Source organism: Mesorhizobium sp. B2-3-5, assembly GCF_006442395.1.
GTDB lineage: Bacteria > Pseudomonadota > Alphaproteobacteria > Rhizobiales > Rhizobiaceae > Mesorhizobium.
Genome location: NZ_VFVX01000015.1, coordinates 128,993 through 146,471 on the forward strand (window position 1 = coordinate 128,993; position 17,479 = coordinate 146,471).

A 17,479-nucleotide genomic window follows, 5' to 3' on the forward strand; every position below is an offset into this window, starting at 1 on the left:
GAGTGGGTTTCGTATTTGGGGCTTTGGCTCAGAGTTTCAACGTTCTCAGCCGCAATGCATTGGCGATGACCGAGACCGAGGACAGGCTCATCGCCGCCGCCGCCAGCATCGGCGACAAAAGCGTGCCGGTGAGCGGATAGAGCACGCCGGCCGCGACCGGCACGCCAAGCAGATTGTATAGGAAGGCGAAGAACAGGTTCTGCCGGATGTTTCCGATGGTCGCCTGGGCCAGTGTGCGGGCGCGCACGATGCCATTGAGGTCGCCCTTGACCAAGGTGATGCCGGCACTTTCGACCGCGACATCGGCGCCGGTGCCCATGGCGATGCCGACATCGGCGGCGGCAAGGGCTGGCGCGTCGTTGACGCCGTCGCCTGCCATGGCGACGCCGGCGCCCCCCGCGCGCAGTTCGTCGACGAGGGCCGCCTTCTGTTCCGGCAACAGGCCGGCGCGAACCTCGTCGATGCCGAGGCTCCTGGCGATCGCGTTCGCCGTGCGCTCATTGTCGCCGGTCGCCATGATGATCCTCAGCCCGCTGTCATGCAGGGCCCTGATCGCCTCGGCGGTGGTCGCCTTGACCGGATCGGCGACAGCGACGATGCCGGCCAGCGTGCCGCCGACCGCGACGAACATCGCCGTCTTGCCGGCGCCCTGCAACGCTTCCGCGCTGGCCGAAACGGCGGCAACGGCGACGCCGAGGTTGCCCATCATCGCGGCGTTGCCGAGCGCGACCGTCTTGCCCGACACGGTACCGGAAACGCCCTTGCCCGTGACCGCCTCGAAGCCGGTGGCGTCAGTGACGGCAACACCGCGCGCCGCCGCGCCTTCCACGATAGCTTCGGCCAACGGATGTTCGGACCCTTTCTCCAGGCTCGCGGCGAGACCCAAAAGGTCGTCCTCGGAAAAGCCATTGGCGGCCACGACGTCGGTCAGTTTCGGCCGGCCCTCGGTCAGCGTGCCGGTCTTGTCGACGATCAGCGTGTCGACGGAGGCAAAGCGTTCGAGCGCGGCGGCTTCCTTGATCAGCACGCCGGCATGCGCGCCGCGCCCGGTGGCGGTCATGATCGACATCGGCGTGGCGAGGCCGAGCGCACAGGGACAGGCGATGATCAGCACCGAGACCGCCGAGACAATGGCGAAGATCAGGCTGGGCTCGGGGCCGAAAAGCGCCCAGGCGATGAACGCGGCGATCGCGACGAGGACAACGGCCGGGACGAAGTAGAAGGAAGCGCGGTCGGCCAATCCTTGTATCGGCGCGCGCGAGCGCTGTGCCTTGGCGACGAGCTCGACGATGCGCGCGAGCGTGGTTTCGGCGCCGACCCGTTCGGCGCGCATGATCAGCGAGCCCTGTCTGTTGAGCGTGCCGCCGGTGATGGCATCGCCCTCGGCCTTTTCGACCGGCAAGGGCTCGCCCGTGATCATCGATTCGTCGATGGAGGAACGGCCTTCGAGCACGGTGCCGTCAACCGGCACGGCGTCGCCGGGGCGGATGCGCAGGCGATCGCCAGCCTTGACGCCGTCCAGCGGCACATCGCTCTCCGAACCGTCTCCGGCAATACGCCGCGCGGTCTTCGGTGCCAGGTCAAGCAGGGCGCGGATCGCCGATCCGGTCTTTTCACGAGCACGCAGTTCAAGCACCTGGCCGAGGAAGACCAGCGCGACGATCACCGCGGCGGCCTCGAAATAGACCGGCACGGTACCGCCATGGCTTCGGAACTGATGCGGAAAGATGTCCGGGAAGAGCGTGGCGACGACGCTGTAGAGATAGGCGGCGCCGACGCCGAGCGAAATCAGCGTCCACATGTTCGGGCTGCGGTTGAGGATAGACTCCCAACCGCGATGGAAGAAGGGAAAGGCGGCCCAAAGCACCACCGGGCTCGCCAGGGCCAGCTCGATCCAGACCTTCGTGCGATCCGCCACCAGGTTTTCGAAAGACAGGCCGACCATCGGCGCCATGGCGATGATCAGAAGCGGGGCCGACAGGGCCGCGCTGACCCAGAACCGCTTGGTGAAATCGACCAGCTCCGGATTTGGCCCCTCATCGCCTGATGGTACCCCCATCGGCTCCAGCGCCATGCCGCAGATCGGGCAGGAGCCGGGCTTGTCGCGGATGACCTCGGGATGCATCGGACACGTGTATTGCGTGCCCTTGGGCGCAGGCGGCGGCTCTGGTCTGTCACCGAGGTAGGTCTGCGGTGCGGCTTCGAACTTCGCCTTGCAGCCGGCGGAACAGAAATAGAAAGCCTGGCCTTCATGGCGGACAAAGTGCCTGGCGGTGGCGCGGTCGACGCTCATGCCGCAGACGGGGTCGATGGCCGTCAGGTATTGTTCCGCTCCGGCCTGGAACTTCGTACGGCAGCGCTCGCTGCAGAAATGGTAGAGATGGCCACCATGTTCTGATGTCGACTTGCCGGCGGCCATATCCACGGTCATGCCGCAGACCGGATCGCGCAGGACGGCACCCGCATCCACGGCCGCGCCTTTCGGCGTGCAACAGCTGCCATGCGCGCCATGTGTGTGGTGATCGCCGTGGTGATCATGGTCTGAATGCGTCATCCAAAATGCCTCTATGCCTCTGCCTCGGAGCCGAGGTAGTGCTTCCAGTAACTGGAAGGTCAAGGGCTGTTTTGATTTTTCGCGTTTCGGGTCCAACCGGGCGGTTCACCCAGAAAAAGCCCATATTTCTTGGGTCAGCGTGTGCTAATACAGGTGGGTCCTTCAAACCGTGACCCCGATCCCGTCGACAATGAAATGCCTGGTCATCAATCTTGATCGGTCTCCTGACCGGCTTGCCCATATCACGGCCGAGTTTGCCCGCATCGGCATCACCTTCGAGCGAATAGCCGGAACCGATGCCCGCGAGTACCCGGACCTGGTGCTGCAGCCACAACATCCGATGTATGCCGTCCGCCGGCTGTCCCCCAGCGAGATTGCCTGCTTGCACAGCCATCGCAGCTGCTGGTCGATCATCGCGCGGGACGATGCCCCCTACGGCGCCGTCTTCGAGGACGACATTGTGTTCTCCGCGAAAGCCGGTGCCCTGCTTGCCGGCAGCAGCTGGATTCCGGCCGACGCCGATGTCATCAAGCTGGAGACCTTCTTCAGCAAGACCATGATCCAGAGGAAAAGGACGGCCGTCGGCCATGGCTTCTCAGCGTTCAGGCTCCGCAGGAGCCATATGGGGACCGGAGGCTACATCCTCTCAAGACAGATGGCGCGTGATCTGCTGGAAGCGACCGCAAAGGCCAACGCGGCCGCCGATGATCTCGTCTTCAACCCGGCATTCCCGACCTCGGGCGAAAAGACGATCTACCAGCTCGTTCCCGCACTCTGTGCGCAGGACCAGTTCGTGGGCGACAGGCTGCCGAGCCTGATTTACGACGAGCGCGAAGCCGAATGGGTCGCAAGCGGGTTGACCGTCAAACGCAGAAAGCCCCTCTCCGAGAAGGTGAGAGTGGAAACCAGGCGCGTCGCCGAGTGGATCATCGATCACTGCAGGCTGCGGCGATACACCGTCGTCCCCCTCGATCCGCCGGAAGCAGAAAAATAGACTTTGTTCCGGATACCCGGCGCAACCAACCAGCGCTCTGCGCGCAGGACCAGTTCGTCGGCGACAGGCTGTCAAGCCTGCTTGACGAGGAACGGGATGCCGCACGCTCCGCGAGCGGGCTTTTGACGAGACAGAGGAAGCCGACAGCCGTGAGAATCAGGAGGGAGGCGGGGCGCACCATGCGGTGGATCGCCGACTTCTGCAGGTTCCGGCGACAGATCGTCGTGCCTCTCGATCCGATCGAGGCGACTGAATAAGCCATTTGCCGGGCTGTCGGGCGGCCCATACCCAGCGCCGCGAAAACGCGCTATAGACGCCGCCCAAAAGGCAAGGCCAACCGGTACATATGGCGAAAATCTCCCTGAAGCTTGATGAATTGATCGACGGCGACGCCTTGCGCCGCGAGATGACCGCCCTGACGACGGCCACGGCCGGCGACGGCTCCGGACCGGCCGTCCGCGCCGGCGTTCTCCAGCTTCTCAAGGGCCGGCTCGCCGAAGGCCGCAGAACAGCCGAGGCCATGCTGAGGCAGGATGGCGGCGGCAATGCCTGCGCCGAGCGGCTGTCGCATCTGATGGATGAGCTGATCCGCGCGCTCTACGATTTCGCGGCGACCCATGTCTACCGTGTGAAGAACCGGTCGGCGGCCGAACGCATGGCCGTCGTCGCCGTCGGCGGCTATGGCCGCGGCACGCTGGCACCGGGATCCGACATCGACCTGTTGTTCCTGCTGCCCTACAAGCAGACGCCCTGGGGCGAACAAACAGTCGAATACATGCTCTACATGCTGTGGGATCTCGGGCTGAAGGTCGGCCATGCCACCCGCAACATCGACGAGTGCCTGAGGCTTTCGCGCACCGACATCACCATCCGCACCTCGATCCTGGAAGCGCGCTTCCTGTGGGGCGAACGCAAGCTCTATGACGAACTGATGCTGCGCTTCGACCACGAGTTGGTGCGCACGACCGGCCCGGAATATGTGCAGGCCAAACTCGCCGAGCGGGACGAGCGCCATGCCAAGGCCGGCGAAAGCCGCTATCTGGTCGAGCCCAACGTCAAGGACGGCAAGGGCGGCTTGCGCGACCTGCAGACGCTGTTCTGGATCGGCAAGTATTTCTACCGCGTGCGCACCGGCGAGGAGCTGGTCGAGAAAGGCGTTTTCACCGAGGCCGAGTACCGAGAATTCCAGAAGGCCGAGGATTTCCTGTGGGCGGTGCGCTGCCACATGCATTTCCTCACCGGCAAGGCCGAGGAGCGGCTGCATTTCGACATCCAGCGCGAGATCGCCGAGCGGCTGGGCTACACCACCCATCCCGGCCTGTCGGCGGTCGAGCGCTTCATGAAGCACTACTTCCTCGTCGCCAAGGATGTCGGCGACCTGACCCGCATCTTCTGCGCCGCGCTGGAGGAGGAGCAGGCCAAGCATGTGCCGGGCTTCAACCGCATCTTCCTCACCTTCCAGCGCCGCAAGCGCAAGCTCGCCGGTACCTCGGACTTCATCGTCGACAACCACCGCATCAACATCGCCGACGACAGCGTATTCGAGCGCGATCCGGTCAATCTGCTCAGACTGTTCTGGTTCGCCGACAAGCACGGGCTGGAATTCCACCCCGACGCGCTGAAACTGCTGACCCGCTCGCTCGGCCTGGTCAACAAATCTCTGCGGCGCGACGAGGAAGCCAACCGGCTGTTCCTCGACATATTGACGTCGGACCGCAATGCCGAACTCAACCTGCGGCGCATGAACGAGGCAGGGCTGCTGGGCAAGCTGATCCCCGACTTCGGCAAGATCGTCGCCATGATGCAGTTCTCGATGTACCACCACTACACGGTCGACGAGCACCTGATCCGCTGCATCGGCGTGCTGGCCGAGATCGAACGCGGCGATGGCGAGAAGGTGCATCCGCTGTCGCATTCGCTGATGCCGGGGCTGAAGAAGAGCCGCGAAGCGCTCTATGTCGCCGTGCTGCTGCACGACATCGCCAAGGGCAGGCCGGAGGATCATTCCGAGGCCGGCGCCAGGATCGCGCGGCGCATCTGCCCGCATATGGGGCTGTCGCCGGCCGACACCGAAACGGTCGCCTGGCTGGTCGAGAACCATCTCGCCATGTCGATGACGGCGCAGACCCGCGATCTCAACGACCGCAAGACCATCGAGGATTTCGCCTCGATCGTCCAATCGGTCGAGCGGCTGAAGCTGCTTCTGATCCTCACCGTCTGCGACATCAGGGGCGTCGGACCAGGCGTCTGGAACGGCTGGAAGGGGCAGTTGCTGCGCACGCTCTACTACGAGACCGAACTGCTCCTGACCGGCGGCTTTTCGGAAGTGTCGCGCGCCGAGCGCACGACGGCGGCGCGCGAGCGGCTGGCCGAGGCGTTGGCCGGCTGGCCGGCGAAGGAGCGCAAGCGCTATGTCGCCCAGCATTACGAAAACTACCTTTTGACCGTCGACCTGCCGGACCAGCTTCGCCATGCGGAATTCGTTCGGGAGGCGGACGCCGCCGGCAAAATGCTCGCCACCATGGTCAAGACATATGAATTCGAGGCGGTGACCGAGATCACGGTGCTGGCGCAGGATCATCCGCGCCTGCTTTCGGTGATTGCAGGCGCTTGTGCCGCCGCCGGCGGCAACATCGTCGACGCGCAGATCTTCACCACTTCCGACGGGCGCGCGCTGGATTCGATCCTGATCTCGCGGGAGTTCGACCTTGACGAGGACGAGCGCCGGCGCGCCGAGCGCGTTGGCCGGCTGATCGAGGACGTGCTGTCGGGCAAGAGCTGGCTGCCGGAGATGATCGAGAAGCGGACGAAGCCCAGGCGCGGCGCCAAAGTGTTCAAGATCCCGCCGCGCGCCGAAATCCGCAACACGCTGTCGAACCGGTTTTCGGTCATCGAGGTCGAGGGACTCGATCGCCCCGGCCTGCTGTCGGAGATCACCGGGACGCTATCCGACCTGTCGCTCGACATCGCATCGGCGCACATCACCACTTTCGGCGAGAAGGTCATCGACACTTTCTATGTCACCGACCTCACCGGCCAGAAGATCGACAGCCCGGCCCGCATCGCCACCATCCGCAACCGGCTGATGGCGACGCTCGAAGGCACGGCGCCCGAACGCGGCGGCAAGGCCAAGGCGGCCGCCGAGTGACTGCCATCATCACTTTGTCCCAATCCCACAGGCAGTCTTAGAACGCATGAGCCTCGTCAAGAAATTCGCAACGGTCGCTTCCGGCACGCTGATGAGCCGCGCACTCGGCTTCGGCCGCGAGATGCTGATGGCGGCCGCACTCGGCACCGGGCCGGTCGCCGACGCCTTCAACGCCGCCTTCCAGTTTCCCAACACGTTTCGCCGGCTGTTCGCCGAGGGCGCCTTCAATGCAGCCTTCGTGCCGCTGTTCGCCAAGGAGATCGAGACCCACGGCACCGATGGCGCCAAGCGCTTCTCCGAGGAAGTGTTCGGCGTGCTGTTCACGGCGCTGCTGGCGCTGACGATCGCCATGGAACTCGCGATGCCGCTGATCGTGCGCTATCTGGTGGCGCCGGGCTTTGCCGAGACGCCGGGCAAGTTCGAGACGACCGTCACGCTGGCGACGATCATGTTCCCCTACCTGATCTGCATGTCGCTCGCCGCCATGATGGCCGGCATGCTGAATTCGCTGCGCCGCTATTTCGCGGCTGCCATCGCACCCGCTTTCCTGAACATCATCCTGATCAGCGTGCTTGGCTATGCATGGTACCACGGCCTGGATGCGCGCGCCGTTGGCTTCGGCCTGTCCTGGGGCGTGCTGGCGGCGGGCATCGTGCAACTCGCCATCGTCTGGGTCGCGGTACGCAATGCCGGCATCGCGATCGGTTTCCGCCGGCCGAAGATGACGCCCAATGTCAAGCGGCTGCTGATCCTGGCGCTGCCGGCGGCCATCACTGGCGGCATCACCCAGATCAATCAGTTGATCGGAACGGCGATCGCCTCGGCGCAGAACAGCGCGGTGTCCTCGCTTGCCTATGCCGACCGCATCTACCAGCTGCCGCTTGGCGTCGTCGGTGTGGCGGTGGCGATCGTGCTCTTGCCAGAGCTGTCGCGGGCGCTGAAATCAGGCAATCTCATCGAGGCGGCCAACCTGCAGAACCGTTCCGTCGAGTTCACGCTGTTCATGACCCTGCCGGCGGCGGCGGCATTGTGGGTGATGTCGGAACCGATCGTGCGGCTGGTGTACGAACGTGGCGCCTTCGCGGCCAACCACTCGACGCCGACGGTGGCGGCGATCCTGGCGATCTTCGGGCTCGGCCTGCCGGCCTTCGTGCTGATCAAGGCCTTCACCCCAGGCTATTTCGCGCGTGAGGACACCCGCACGCCGATGATCTTCGCCGCCATCTCGGTGGCGGTGAACGTTGCCACCGCGCTGACCCTGTTTCCATCGATGGGCGCACCCGGCATTGCCGTGGCCTCGGCCGTGGCCGGCTGGGTCAACGCCCTGATGCTGCTTGGCATGCTGATCCGGCGCGGCCATTGGGGCCGCGACGTGCCGCTTCTGAGACGCATTCCACGTCTGGTGCTGTCGGCGATCGTGATGGGCGTCGCCCTGTACTTCGCCGAACATTGGCTGGCCGCCAGGATTGGTCCGGGTTCGCCGCTGGTGGTCAAGGCGACGACGATCCTGGCGCTGGTGGGCGGGGGTGCGGCTCTCTACTTCGTCATGGCGTTTGCCACCGGCGGTGCCGATTTCGGCATGATCCGGCGCAACGTGAAGCGCAAGGGGTCGCCGGCGCCTAAGGAACAGTCTCCAGATCAGTGAGCAGCCCCTTGATCCTTCGCGCGCTCTCGTCCATAAGCGCGCCGTCGCAAGACTTTCGCCGCGCGCGGTTTCCAGCCGCGTGATTGGCTCCGAAAGGTCTGCAACTTTTCGGAATCACGCTGAAACGGCCCTCCACAAGCCCCGAGGAAAAACATGTCCGCTTTCAAGCCACTCGTCTTCTCCGGTGTCCAGCCGACCGGCAATCTGCACCTCGGCAATTATCTGGGCGCCATCAAGAAATTCGTCGCCCTGCAGGATACGTCCGATTGCATCTACTGCGTCGTCGACCTGCATTCGCTGACCGCGCAGCTCGTCCATGACGACCTTGCCGACCAGACGCGGTCGATCACCGCCGCCTTTCTTGCCTCCGGTATCGATTCGAAGAAACACATCGTCTTCAACCAGTCGCGGGTGATGCAGCACGCCGAGCTCGCCTGGATCTTCAATTGCGTCGCGCGCATCGGCTGGATGAACAAGATGACGCAGTTCAAGGACAAGGCCGGCAAAGACCGCGAGAACGCTTCGCTGGGTCTGCTCGCCTATCCCTCGCTGATGGCCGCCGACATCCTGCTCTATCGCGCCACCCATGTGCCGGTCGGCGAAGACCAGAAACAGCATCTGGAACTGACCCGCGACATCGCGCAGAAATTCAACAACGACTTTTCGGAGCGCATCGCCAGGCTTGGCGTCGGCGTCGAGATGCAGGTGGGCGAGGAGACGGTGAACGGCTTCTTCCCGATCACAGAACCGGTGATCGGTGGGCCGGCGGCGCGCATCATGAGCCTGCGTGACGGATCGAAGAAGATGTCGAAGTCGGACCCGTCGGACCTGTCGCGCATCAACCTGACGGACGATGCCGACACCATCTCGAAGAAGATCCGCAAGGCCAAGACCGATCCGGAGGCCTTGCCTGGTGAAGTCGATGGGCTGGAGAGCCGTCCCGAGGCGGAGAACCTTGTCGGCATCTATGCGGGCCTCGCCGAGATATCGAAGGCCGACGTGCTGAAGGAGTTCGGCGGCCAGCAGTTTTCCGTCTTCAAGCCGGCGCTCGCCGATCTCGCCGTGGAGAAGTTGGCCCCGATCGCGAGCGAGATGCGCCGCATCCAAGGTGACCGCGCCTATGTCGACGCGGTGCTGAGGGACGGCGGCGAGCGCGCCGGCGCTCTCGCCGAAACGACGATGAAGACGGTGCGCGATATCATTGGGCTGCTGCAGGGCTGATCCCTATCTTCACCATGATGGCCGAAGACATATTGGCCTAAGACATCCTGGCCTAAGACCGGCGGCTTGCCGCCGGTCTGCTGCAGTGGCAGATTGCGGTCGAAAAGATATCGAGTAGATAGATATGGTCTCCAAACGCCTCAGCCGCGAAGCCGGTCATCGCAGGAAATTCCTGACGATCATCGATGACACGCCCGAGTGCGAGCGCGCCGTCGCCTACGCTTCGAAGCGGGCGCAGAGCACCAGCGGCACGCTGGTGCTGCTCTATGTCATCGTGCCGGACGATTTCCAGCACTGGCTGGGCGTCGAGAAGATCATGCGCGAGGAGGCCACCGCCACGGCGCGCGCGGCTCTCGACGGGTATGCCAACAAGGTGCGCCAGAAGCTCGGAATCGAACCGGAGATGGTGGTGCGCGAGGGCAAGCCGACGGAAGAGATCCACAAGCTGATCGAGGAAGACCAGGACATCGCCATCCTGGTGCTGGCGGCGGGCGCCGGCAAGGAAGGACCGGGGCCGCTGGTCGGCGCGGTGGCCGGCAAGGGCGCCGCCTTCCCCATTCCGGTCACCGTCGTGCCGCAAAACCTGTCCGACGAGGAGATCGACAGCCTCGCCTGAGATCCGCCCGGGATTCAATTCCCCCAGCCAGATCCTTGGCAAAACATTCCGCCAGCCAGCCGTTCGGGCGATGCGTTTGGCTTGAATGTCCGGCCGATAGAGCCTATTTAGAATTATTCCAAACTATCTGCCCTGATCGGGCACGGAGACGGCCATGTTCATCCAGACCGAATCGACGCCAAATCCGGCGACGCTGAAATTCCTGCCTGGCAAGGAAGTTCTGCTCGAAGGCACCGCCGATTTCCGCGACGCCGACAGCGCGGCGGCCGCCTCGCCGCTGGCCGGTCGGCTGTTCGAAATCCCCGGCGTCACCGGCGTCTTCTTCGGCTATGACTTCATCACCGTGACCAAGGACGGCCCCGACTGGCAGCACCTGAAGCCAGCGATCCTGGGCGCCATCATGGAGCATTTCATGTCCGGCGCGCCTGTCATGGCCAAGACCGGCCCGGCCGCCGAGACCAGCCAGACCGGCGAATTCTATGACAAGGCGGACGAGGAACTCGTCATCACCATCAAGGAACTGCTCGACACCCGAGTTCGCCCGGCGGTGGCGCAGGATGGCGGCGACATCACCTTCCGCGGCTTCGAGAACGGCACGGTGTTCCTGCACATGAAGGGCGCCTGCGCCGGTTGCCCGTCATCGACGGCGACGCTGAAGCACGGCATCCAGAACCTGCTTCGGCATTTCGTGCCTGAGGTGCAGCAGGTCGAACAGGTCGCCTGATTCTTCCGCTCGCCGCCTGTCTATTCGCGAATAACAAAAAACCGGGCCGAATTGCCCGGTTTTCTGTTTGGGACGTCCGTTGTTGCCTAGACGGTCCGCGTACGAAACTTGTTTGCCGTTTGGCCAAGCCCTGACGGGCATGGCCTATATCACGATGACCTTGGCGCCGACCGAGGCGCGGTCATAGAGATCGATGATGTCCTGGTTCATCAGCCGGATGCAGCCAGACGACATGGCCTTGCCGATCGAGTTCCATTCCGGGCTGCCGTGCAGGCGGTAACCCATGTCACCGCCCTTGTTGAACAGATACATGGCGCGCGCGCCGAGCGGGTTCTTCAGGCCCGGCTCCATGCCGCCGGCGAACTTGGCGAGCTCCGGCTGACGCTTGATCATCTGTGACGGCGGCGTCCAGGTCGGCCATTCACGCTTGATCGCGATATGGGCCGTGCCATGCCACTCGAAGCCCTCGCGGCCAACGCCGATGCCGTAGCGGATCGCGCGGCCGTCGCCCTCGACGAAATAGAGGAACTTGTTCTGCGTATCGACGATGATGGTGCCCGGCTTTTCCTTGGTGTCGTAGCTCACTTCCTGCCGGTGGAACTGCCTCGGCACCCTTTCGATCGGGATGCGCGGCAGTTGATAACCAGCATCGGTCACCGCGCCATAGTCGTTGGAGAAGATCTGTCCGCCGATGGTGCTGCAACCGGCGATAGCAGTGGACAGCGCCAATGCGGCAAATATTGCAAGCGACTTCATGCGCATGAGGTGATCCGGTGCCCCGCCCAAACGTCAGCAGCACGAGTCGGCCGCTTTCTCGCCATCATTCATGCTGGCATTTGCTTTGCTTGCCAAGCACGCGATGCCTATATGCGGGGACTTACGCGCTGGTAAGCATATCACTATGGCATTTCGGCAACAGCGTTCACCGGATTGTGAAGGAAATTCAATGGGGCAAATCGAGAAGCCCGCAAAAACGAGGAAACCGCCATGAATGTCGGCGACGCCGCCCACCGTTCAGGCCTGCCAGCCAAGACCATCCGTTACTATGAGGAGATCGGTCTGATCGCGCCCGCGCGCGCCGCCAATGGCTACCGCGACTATTCCGGCGACGACATCCACCGGCTGACGTTTTTGCGCCGCGCGCGCAACCTCGGCTTTTCCATCGACGATTGCCGCCAGTTGATGGCGCTCTACCAGGATCGCGGCCGCGCCAGCCACGACGTGCGCGAGATCGCCGCCGCCCATGTCACGGCGATCGAGGAAAAGGTACGCGAATTGCAGTCGATGCGCTCGACCCTGCAGAAACTGATCCACGCCTGCCATGGCGACGAGCGGCCGGACTGCCCGATCCTGGATGATATGGCGGGGACGGTGGAACGCGAACCGACCGCCGTCGGGCGTCAATAGGTCCAAGAAAGCCGATTGGGCTCGGAGAGTTCAGCGCACATTCGTCGCCCAATCCCGGAAGGTCTCCAGAAGCGAACGCAGATGCAGCGGGCCGCCAGCGCCCTCAAACACGTTGTCTTTCGTCCAGCATGTCCACCAGTCCGTCGGATGCCCGCGATTGTGCGTGATCGGATCAAGGGTGCGCCCGTCGCAGTCCGTCCCCACAAGGTCGATTTTCAAGGACCAGCCGGGGTTATCGATGGTGCTGATCGAAGGACCAAACCGATGCTCCCAGACACCGTCGCATTGGGCTTCATACCAGCGGGCCAACCAATCCAGAACGTCCATCCGGTCAAACTAGCGAAACGGCAGCGGCATGGGAAGAAGGCATGCGCCCGAGGCGGGGCTGTCAGCTATAAAGGCGACTATCTGGTTGACAAACCCAACGTTTGATGTTACAAGATAACAACTCGCGAGACAGAACGGCCTGCCCTTCCATAAGGCGGGCCGTTCGCGTTAGGATTGCAGTTCCTGCTTGGGGAAGGGGAACTATGTTTTCGCGAGGTGTCACGGTTGATCTAATTTTCACCGCTGCAGCGGGCGTCGCTACTATCGTATGCGTGCTCTTGTCTCAAAGGTACAAGGTCAAGCGGTCACTTCTTATCCGCTTGTTTTTCTTAATCATGTTTGGGGCAATTCTGCTGGAGATGCAGGTGGCAGTCGCTCTCGGGGTTTTTATTCCAACATCAGGCGCCCCATAGGCGGGGCCTACCCAGCCGTAGGGGAATGGGACTGTATCGCCATCCACCCATCTTTCGTGACGAAAAATTTTTGCAAATCGACTCGGAAAGAAAAACCCCGGAGATTTGATCCGGGGTTCGGGACCGTGCGGGTAAATAGGGTGATCTAGCCGCAGCGCGCGATGGTGACATCGTTGCGCGTGTAGTCGCTGCGTTCCTTCTGCCCTTTTGCGGGACGTGCAAGTGCGCTGCGAACAGTAGCGTCTTTCATCCACTTTTGCATACGCTTCTCATGACGCTCAACGGCGTTCTTCATGAGTTCGATCTGTTCGTCGCGCTTCAATGGTGCGTTCATTTCACTCTCCCCTGGCAGCAGGAGTACTCGCTATCAACGTACGCTTTCAAACTGCGTTCCGTGTCATCATCCAAATGCGTTGGCCATTCCACGGATCAGCTTCGCCAGCGTTATAGCCCTTTTGCGCAAACACTAGGGCTATTTGGTGGAATTTCTGTAAAGCCTGCGCCGGCAAATGTGATGTGTACGTCGTCATCGTTACAACGTCTGGGGCCACTACGTCAATTAAGCGAGATACAAGCGTTACGATGATCGCCGCTGTTAACGTGCGCTGGTGAGCATCCGCTAAGAACGGCTTCGTGTCGGTCCCGTCCCAAAAGCTGTGCGAATGATCGCTATCTACGTATGTCTCGACAATGCTGAAAACAAGCTCGAAATCATGCAATCCGCCATGTCCCGGCAAAGGGGACAACGCAACAACCACTGAGTAGGTATGATCTGTCTCATCGTCATAGCCGATTGCCACGCGCGCGATATGTTCGCCGTTGCCGTTAAGTTCGATTATTTCGAGAGGTTCGTTCTCATCATACACGAACACAAAAGCCAAGCGGAGCGCTCCTGAATCTAATGCAATATCTGCTAAGCCAATTAGCGCTTGGTATCGGCACGCTTCTGCCGCACCAGTTCCTTTATCTGCTCATTGGTGAGCTTCGGCGCATGGGCGATCTTGTTGACGACAGCCTCGAAGGCTTCGTCGGATTGGTCGGTTTTTAATTCGCGCGCCGCCTCGCGGAACTTCTCGATCTGTGACTTTTTGTCGGTCATGACCATAAACCTAGACTGAATCTGTCAGATTTGATATACGAACGCACGAAAGCGCCGAAGCTATGGACGCCCCGACGCTTTCGCTCTTACCCCTTTTGGAAGGGGGCAGGGTGAACCGCCATCAGGCGGATACCGGTATTCTCCGGGTCATGAACCACATGACGCATCCTCCTTTCTCTCCGTTGGGCGCATTGCGCGGTCCCCTGCGAAAGTTCGCGCGCTCTGCAATGAAGCTTTTGAACGCCGTCTGGCGAAAGTCAGACGGCTTCATTGTTTCTGGGCCATCGCCATAAATTGTTCAAACCCTTTGAACCAGTCGGCCTTGATGTTGTCTGGCCATGCGGGGTCAAAGGCCGGGAACTTGCTCAATAACTGCTGGCGAAAGTCATCCTGAGCTGGCTGAGCTGGTGGAGTTTGTTCGCGGGTTTTGATCGGGTCTGGGTTATCCTCGGCCTTGGCCGACGCTTGCTTTGCCGCCTTCAATTTTTTAACGCCATTGCCCGAACGCGGCTTCTTATTTTTCATGATGAACATGCTAACGGGAATTTGCGCTTCCCGCGCCGCGTTCAAAAAGAACGTCATGGATTTGCGGAGGGTGTCTCCCTCACATGGGTAAGCCCCACGGAACGTCTCAGTGAACTGATTTGGAGACGCCGTTTGCAAATTGAGCGAGAACACGGGCGCATAGGCCCGCCTTAGCTGGGCTGTAAGCTCCGAGACCCATTCCTCTGTTCCGATAGCGTTGACCGCGCGCTCAAGATGTTCAGTAGGCTTCCCTGCTGCATCGATCTGCCCCAGGAATTTCAGCGTTGCTAAGAGCTGGGTGCCCACAATGCCGGAAAAGTTGCCCAGCACGCTGCGATCAATTCGGCTTGGCAAAACGTGCTCTTTGAAGCCGCTCAACATGCCGCGATAGCTGGGCCACCCGACATAGGGTGGATTCTGTTGTTTCTTGGTATGCTCGCTCGCCTGCGTGTCCATATCCAAACTCCGTGGCCGGAATATGGGAATTGGTATAGTCCTGCGTATGCCAAATAGCAATATGGTGCAAAACGGTCTCGCGAAGAACGCTATTTACAGTCCGGACAGAAAGCTGAAACCCTTGCATACAAAGGAGTCCAGCAATGGAAAAGAGCCTTATCATCGTGAGGGATTATCGTGGCGCGCCGTTGCGGCGGGTAGCGTGGCGGACAGAATCAGGACTGATTTTGGTGCCATCTGAGCGCGCCTGCGAAGCAACCGAGTCGGGCCAATTGCCAGCAATCGGGTGCCCGAAAACCGACGTGTTCGCTTACGATGCCGACATTTTTGACCAAATGGAAAAGGAATGGAACCAGAACAAGCGGGTATGTAATGACCTGTGGACCAGCGCGATGCCCTTCTAACGGAATCAATCCTTCGACCGACGAGGGTATCGCCAAAGCGGCAACTCTAGTTGCAACGGCCTTCGGAAATGATCCTGCTTATCCTTAAGCAGGTCTGCGATAGGTGAGGCGCTTGCCGGCGGCACCCTTCAAGGCGATGAAGGCGCGGGTGCCATCATCAACGCCCATGGCGATACGGTTGCTGTAGCGGAAGTCGAATTCGGCAAGGTAGCGGTGCAGATGGTGTTCCGCACAATGTTGGTAGACGCCCTTCATGCCGCGCTTGAAGATCGAATAGAGGCCTTCCACGGTGTTGGTGTGGATGGTCTTTGCGCCTTCGTAGCGGACATACTCGTCCTTGGAATGCGTGACGACATCGTGGGAAGCGAACTCCTGGCCCACGCGGCGATACATGCCAGCCTCGTCCGTCATCAACGCGCTTTCCTTGGCGATGTTGGCGCGAACGATAGGCATGACGGTTCCAATGCGGGCGGTGTCGACATGGAAGGAACGGGCGCGGCCACCACGCTCCACCAGTGTAACGACGGTGGTCTTGTGTGCGCCGCCACCAGTCTTAACCGGAGTGCCCTTCAAGCGACCGATATACGTCTCGTCAACTTCCACCGTCTTGCCGTTGCCGCCCATTGGGGCAAGCTCGCCAGACGCCATTGCAAGGCGAATGCGGTGGCACAGGAACCAAGCGGCCTCATAGGTGCATTCGAGTATGCGGTGCATCTGGTGGGCGCTGATGCCCTTCTTTGAGGCGCACATAAGGTGGATAGCCTGTAGCCACTTGGTCAGCGGCAAATGGCTTTCCTCAAAGATCGAACCCATGCGGACGGTGAACTGCGAACGGCAGGCGCTGCACTTGTACAGGCCGTGACGCTCGACACCGTTCGGGTTCTTTTTGGAAGGCTTGGTGCGAACGCCCTTCAAGGCGTAGTGGCGATCAACGCTACCGCACTTCGGGCAAACAGGACCATTCGGCCACAGTATGGATTCCACATGCTCGAAAGCCTTGGCTTCGTCGTGGAATTCGGGGCGGGACAGAACGGACATGGAAATCTCCTATGCCCTTACCCTACGTAATCTATTTGGGTTTGTCAACCAGATAATCGCCTCGATAAACCCGGTTCAAACCGTGAACAAAATCTGGCATGGTGCCGCCATGCCGATCATCTCGCCGATTCCCCTCAACCCTCTCATCGACGGACGCCAGTCCGAACGCGCGCTACTGGTGCGGCGCGGCGTGCAGCGGTTGCTGATGCAGATGGGCACCCATGTGCTGCCGGAATTGTCGCTGGCCACGGGCCGGCGCGCCGATCTCGTTGCGCTGACGCGCCAGGGCGACATCTGGATCATCGAGATCAAATCCTCGATCGAGGATTTCAGGGTCGACCGCAAATGGCCCGACTACCGGCTGCATTCCGACCGCTTCTTCTTCGCCACCCATCCCGGCGTGCCGGCGGACATCTTTCCGGAAGAGTGCGGATTCATCCTCTCCGACGGCTATGGCGCCGAAATCCTGCGCGACGCGCCGGAGCACCGCATGGTGGCGGCGACGCGCAAGGCGCTGATGCTGCGCATCGCGCGCGCCGGTGCCTCGCGGCTGCTGGCGGCGGAACTGGCCGGCGTGTCGGTGCCGGCGCTGGAGGGAGAGAGCGAGTAGCTGCCATCGAAAGCTGGCGACGTGTGGTCGCCTTTCAGCGTTTGCGCTGCCCCTCATCTGCCTGCCGGCGTTCGTCGTTCGAAAAGCCAAGCAATTGGCTTTTCGTCCGCTACGCGGACCACTTCTCCACTCCCCGTATAGTGACGGGGAGAAGGACGCTTTCATCGCGGATTTCGCCAGTTTTCAGCGTTTGCAAAAGAAGCGCCAAGGGGCGGCAGTGTCCCTTCTCCCCGTTCCACGGGGAGAGCGACTGTCTTGGATTTCAAGCGGGTTGCCATGGTTTTTGGTCCCTGATCAT

General features: G+C 61.7%; 17 protein-coding genes. 9 read left to right on the top strand and 8 right to left on the bottom strand.

What is annotated here, in order from left to right:
- Positions 1-28: 28 nt before the first annotated feature.
- Positions 29-2,554, bottom strand: coding sequence for a heavy metal translocating P-type ATPase (locus FJ958_RS18520; protein WP_140744639.1), 2,526 nt, complete (start codon positions 2,552-2,554; stop codon positions 29-31).
- A 190-nt stretch (positions 2,555-2,744) separates the two neighbouring features.
- Here FJ958_RS18520 and FJ958_RS18525 point away from each other — a divergent pair, with 190 nt between their 5' ends.
- From FJ958_RS18525 to FJ958_RS18555, 6 genes are all read left to right on the top strand, one after another.
- Positions 2,745-3,548, top strand: coding sequence for a glycosyltransferase family 25 protein (locus FJ958_RS18525; RefSeq protein ID WP_140744655.1), 804 nt, complete (start codon positions 2,745-2,747; stop codon positions 3,546-3,548).
- 346 nt (positions 3,549-3,894) lie between these two features.
- Positions 3,895-6,696: a [protein-PII] uridylyltransferase gene (locus tag FJ958_RS18535; protein ID WP_140744640.1), complete on the top strand. Its 2,802-nt coding sequence runs from the start codon at positions 3,895-3,897 to the stop codon at positions 6,694-6,696.
- 46 nt (positions 6,697-6,742) lie between these two features.
- Positions 6,743-8,341, top strand: a complete 1,599-nt coding sequence (gene murJ, locus FJ958_RS18540; protein ID WP_140744641.1) for a murein biosynthesis integral membrane protein MurJ — start codon at positions 6,743-6,745, stop codon at positions 8,339-8,341.
- 153 nt (positions 8,342-8,494) lie between these two features.
- Entirely contained in the window at positions 8,495-9,562 is a 1,068-nt protein-coding gene (trpS, locus tag FJ958_RS18545; RefSeq protein ID WP_140744642.1) for a tryptophan--tRNA ligase, read from the top strand.
- Positions 9,563-9,686: 124 nt separating this feature from the next.
- Complete coding sequence (locus FJ958_RS18550; RefSeq protein ID WP_140744643.1) at positions 9,687-10,178, top strand: universal stress protein; 492 nt, start codon at positions 9,687-9,689, stop codon at positions 10,176-10,178.
- Positions 10,179-10,332: 154 nt separating this feature from the next.
- Positions 10,333-10,902: a NifU family protein gene (locus tag FJ958_RS18555; protein WP_140744644.1), complete on the top strand. Its 570-nt coding sequence runs from the start codon at positions 10,333-10,335 to the stop codon at positions 10,900-10,902.
- A gap of 144 nt (positions 10,903-11,046) precedes the next feature.
- On the opposite strand, the gene FJ958_RS18560 is transcribed toward FJ958_RS18555, so the two are convergent.
- Entirely contained in the window at positions 11,047-11,664 is a 618-nt protein-coding gene (locus FJ958_RS18560; RefSeq protein ID WP_140744645.1) for a L,D-transpeptidase, read from the bottom strand.
- A 225-nt stretch (positions 11,665-11,889) separates the two neighbouring features.
- Between FJ958_RS18560 and cueR the strand changes: the two genes are divergently transcribed.
- Complete coding sequence (cueR, locus tag FJ958_RS18565; protein WP_140744646.1) at positions 11,890-12,309, top strand: Cu(I)-responsive transcriptional regulator; 420 nt, start codon at positions 11,890-11,892, stop codon at positions 12,307-12,309.
- 30 nt (positions 12,310-12,339) lie between these two features.
- On the opposite strand, the gene FJ958_RS18570 is transcribed toward cueR, so the two are convergent.
- The 5 genes from FJ958_RS18570 to FJ958_RS18585 form a co-directional block, all read right to left on the bottom strand.
- The gene (locus FJ958_RS18570; protein ID WP_140744647.1) at positions 12,340-12,636 is read right to left on the bottom strand and encodes an immunity 53 family protein; all 297 of its coding nucleotides are present in this window, start codon (positions 12,634-12,636) and stop codon (positions 12,340-12,342) included.
- A gap of 558 nt (positions 12,637-13,194) precedes the next feature.
- Positions 13,195-13,383 (bottom strand): choline/carnitine O-acyltransferase, encoded by a 189-nt coding sequence (locus FJ958_RS18575; RefSeq protein WP_140744648.1) that lies wholly within the window; start codon positions 13,381-13,383, stop codon positions 13,195-13,197.
- 46 nt (positions 13,384-13,429) lie between these two features.
- Entirely contained in the window at positions 13,430-13,930 is a 501-nt protein-coding gene (locus FJ958_RS18580; RefSeq protein ID WP_140744649.1) for a hypothetical protein, read from the bottom strand.
- A gap of 41 nt (positions 13,931-13,971) precedes the next feature.
- The gene (locus tag FJ958_RS31610) at positions 13,972-14,148 is read right to left on the bottom strand and encodes a hypothetical protein (protein WP_181176425.1); all 177 of its coding nucleotides are present in this window, start codon (positions 14,146-14,148) and stop codon (positions 13,972-13,974) included.
- Between the two features lie 267 nt (positions 14,149-14,415).
- Complete coding sequence (locus FJ958_RS18585) at positions 14,416-15,129, bottom strand: DUF5343 domain-containing protein (RefSeq protein WP_140744650.1); 714 nt, start codon at positions 15,127-15,129, stop codon at positions 14,416-14,418.
- A gap of 143 nt (positions 15,130-15,272) precedes the next feature.
- On the opposite strand from FJ958_RS18585, the gene FJ958_RS18590 reads away from it, so the two are divergent.
- A complete protein-coding gene (locus FJ958_RS18590) occupies positions 15,273-15,533 on the top strand; it encodes a hypothetical protein (protein WP_140744651.1) in 261 nt (86 codons plus the stop codon).
- Positions 15,534-15,617: 84 nt separating this feature from the next.
- Here the strand turns inward: FJ958_RS18590 and FJ958_RS18595 are convergent, their stop codons facing one another.
- Entirely contained in the window at positions 15,618-16,571 is a 954-nt protein-coding gene (locus FJ958_RS18595; protein ID WP_140744652.1) for an IS1595 family transposase, read from the bottom strand.
- A gap of 109 nt (positions 16,572-16,680) precedes the next feature.
- Between FJ958_RS18595 and FJ958_RS18600 the strand changes: the two genes are divergently transcribed.
- On the top strand, positions 16,681-17,181 hold the full coding sequence (locus FJ958_RS18600) for an MmcB family DNA repair protein (protein WP_140744656.1): 501 nt from the start codon (positions 16,681-16,683) through the stop codon (positions 17,179-17,181).
- Positions 17,182-17,479: the final 298 nt, after the last annotated feature.

What these genes read in the sequence shown, in the direction of transcription:
- FJ958_RS18520 (WP_140744639.1), bottom strand. Translation starts at nt 2,554, where the DNA reads ATGACGCATTCAGACCATGATCACCACGGCGATCACCACACACATGGC.
- FJ958_RS18525 (WP_140744655.1), top strand. Translation starts at nt 2,745, where the DNA reads ATGAAATGCCTGGTCATCAATCTTGATCGGTCTCCTGACCGGCTTGCC.
- FJ958_RS18535 (WP_140744640.1), top strand. Translation starts at nt 3,895, where the DNA reads ATGGCGAAAATCTCCCTGAAGCTTGATGAATTGATCGACGGCGACGCC.
- murJ (WP_140744641.1), top strand. Translation starts at nt 6,743, where the DNA reads ATGAGCCTCGTCAAGAAATTCGCAACGGTCGCTTCCGGCACGCTGATG.
- trpS (WP_140744642.1), top strand. Translation starts at nt 8,495, where the DNA reads ATGTCCGCTTTCAAGCCACTCGTCTTCTCCGGTGTCCAGCCGACCGGC.
- FJ958_RS18550 (WP_140744643.1), top strand. Translation starts at nt 9,687, where the DNA reads ATGGTCTCCAAACGCCTCAGCCGCGAAGCCGGTCATCGCAGGAAATTC.
- FJ958_RS18555 (WP_140744644.1), top strand. Translation starts at nt 10,333, where the DNA reads ATGTTCATCCAGACCGAATCGACGCCAAATCCGGCGACGCTGAAATTC.
- FJ958_RS18560 (WP_140744645.1), bottom strand. Translation starts at nt 11,664, where the DNA reads ATGCGCATGAAGTCGCTTGCAATATTTGCCGCATTGGCGCTGTCCACT.
- cueR (WP_140744646.1), top strand. Translation starts at nt 11,890, where the DNA reads ATGAATGTCGGCGACGCCGCCCACCGTTCAGGCCTGCCAGCCAAGACC.
- FJ958_RS18570 (WP_140744647.1), bottom strand. Translation starts at nt 12,636, where the DNA reads ATGGACGTTCTGGATTGGTTGGCCCGCTGGTATGAAGCCCAATGCGAC.
- FJ958_RS18575 (WP_140744648.1), bottom strand. Translation starts at nt 13,383, where the DNA reads ATGAACGCACCATTGAAGCGCGACGAACAGATCGAACTCATGAAGAAC.
- FJ958_RS31610 (WP_181176425.1), bottom strand. Translation starts at nt 14,148, where the DNA reads ATGACCGACAAAAAGTCACAGATCGAGAAGTTCCGCGAGGCGGCGCGC.
- FJ958_RS18585 (WP_140744650.1), bottom strand. Translation starts at nt 15,129, where the DNA reads ATGGACACGCAGGCGAGCGAGCATACCAAGAAACAACAGAATCCACCC.
- FJ958_RS18590 (WP_140744651.1), top strand. Translation starts at nt 15,273, where the DNA reads ATGGAAAAGAGCCTTATCATCGTGAGGGATTATCGTGGCGCGCCGTTG.
- FJ958_RS18595 (WP_140744652.1), bottom strand. Translation starts at nt 16,571, where the DNA reads ATGTCCGTTCTGTCCCGCCCCGAATTCCACGACGAAGCCAAGGCTTTC.
- FJ958_RS18600 (WP_140744656.1), top strand. Translation starts at nt 16,681, where the DNA reads ATGCCGATCATCTCGCCGATTCCCCTCAACCCTCTCATCGACGGACGC.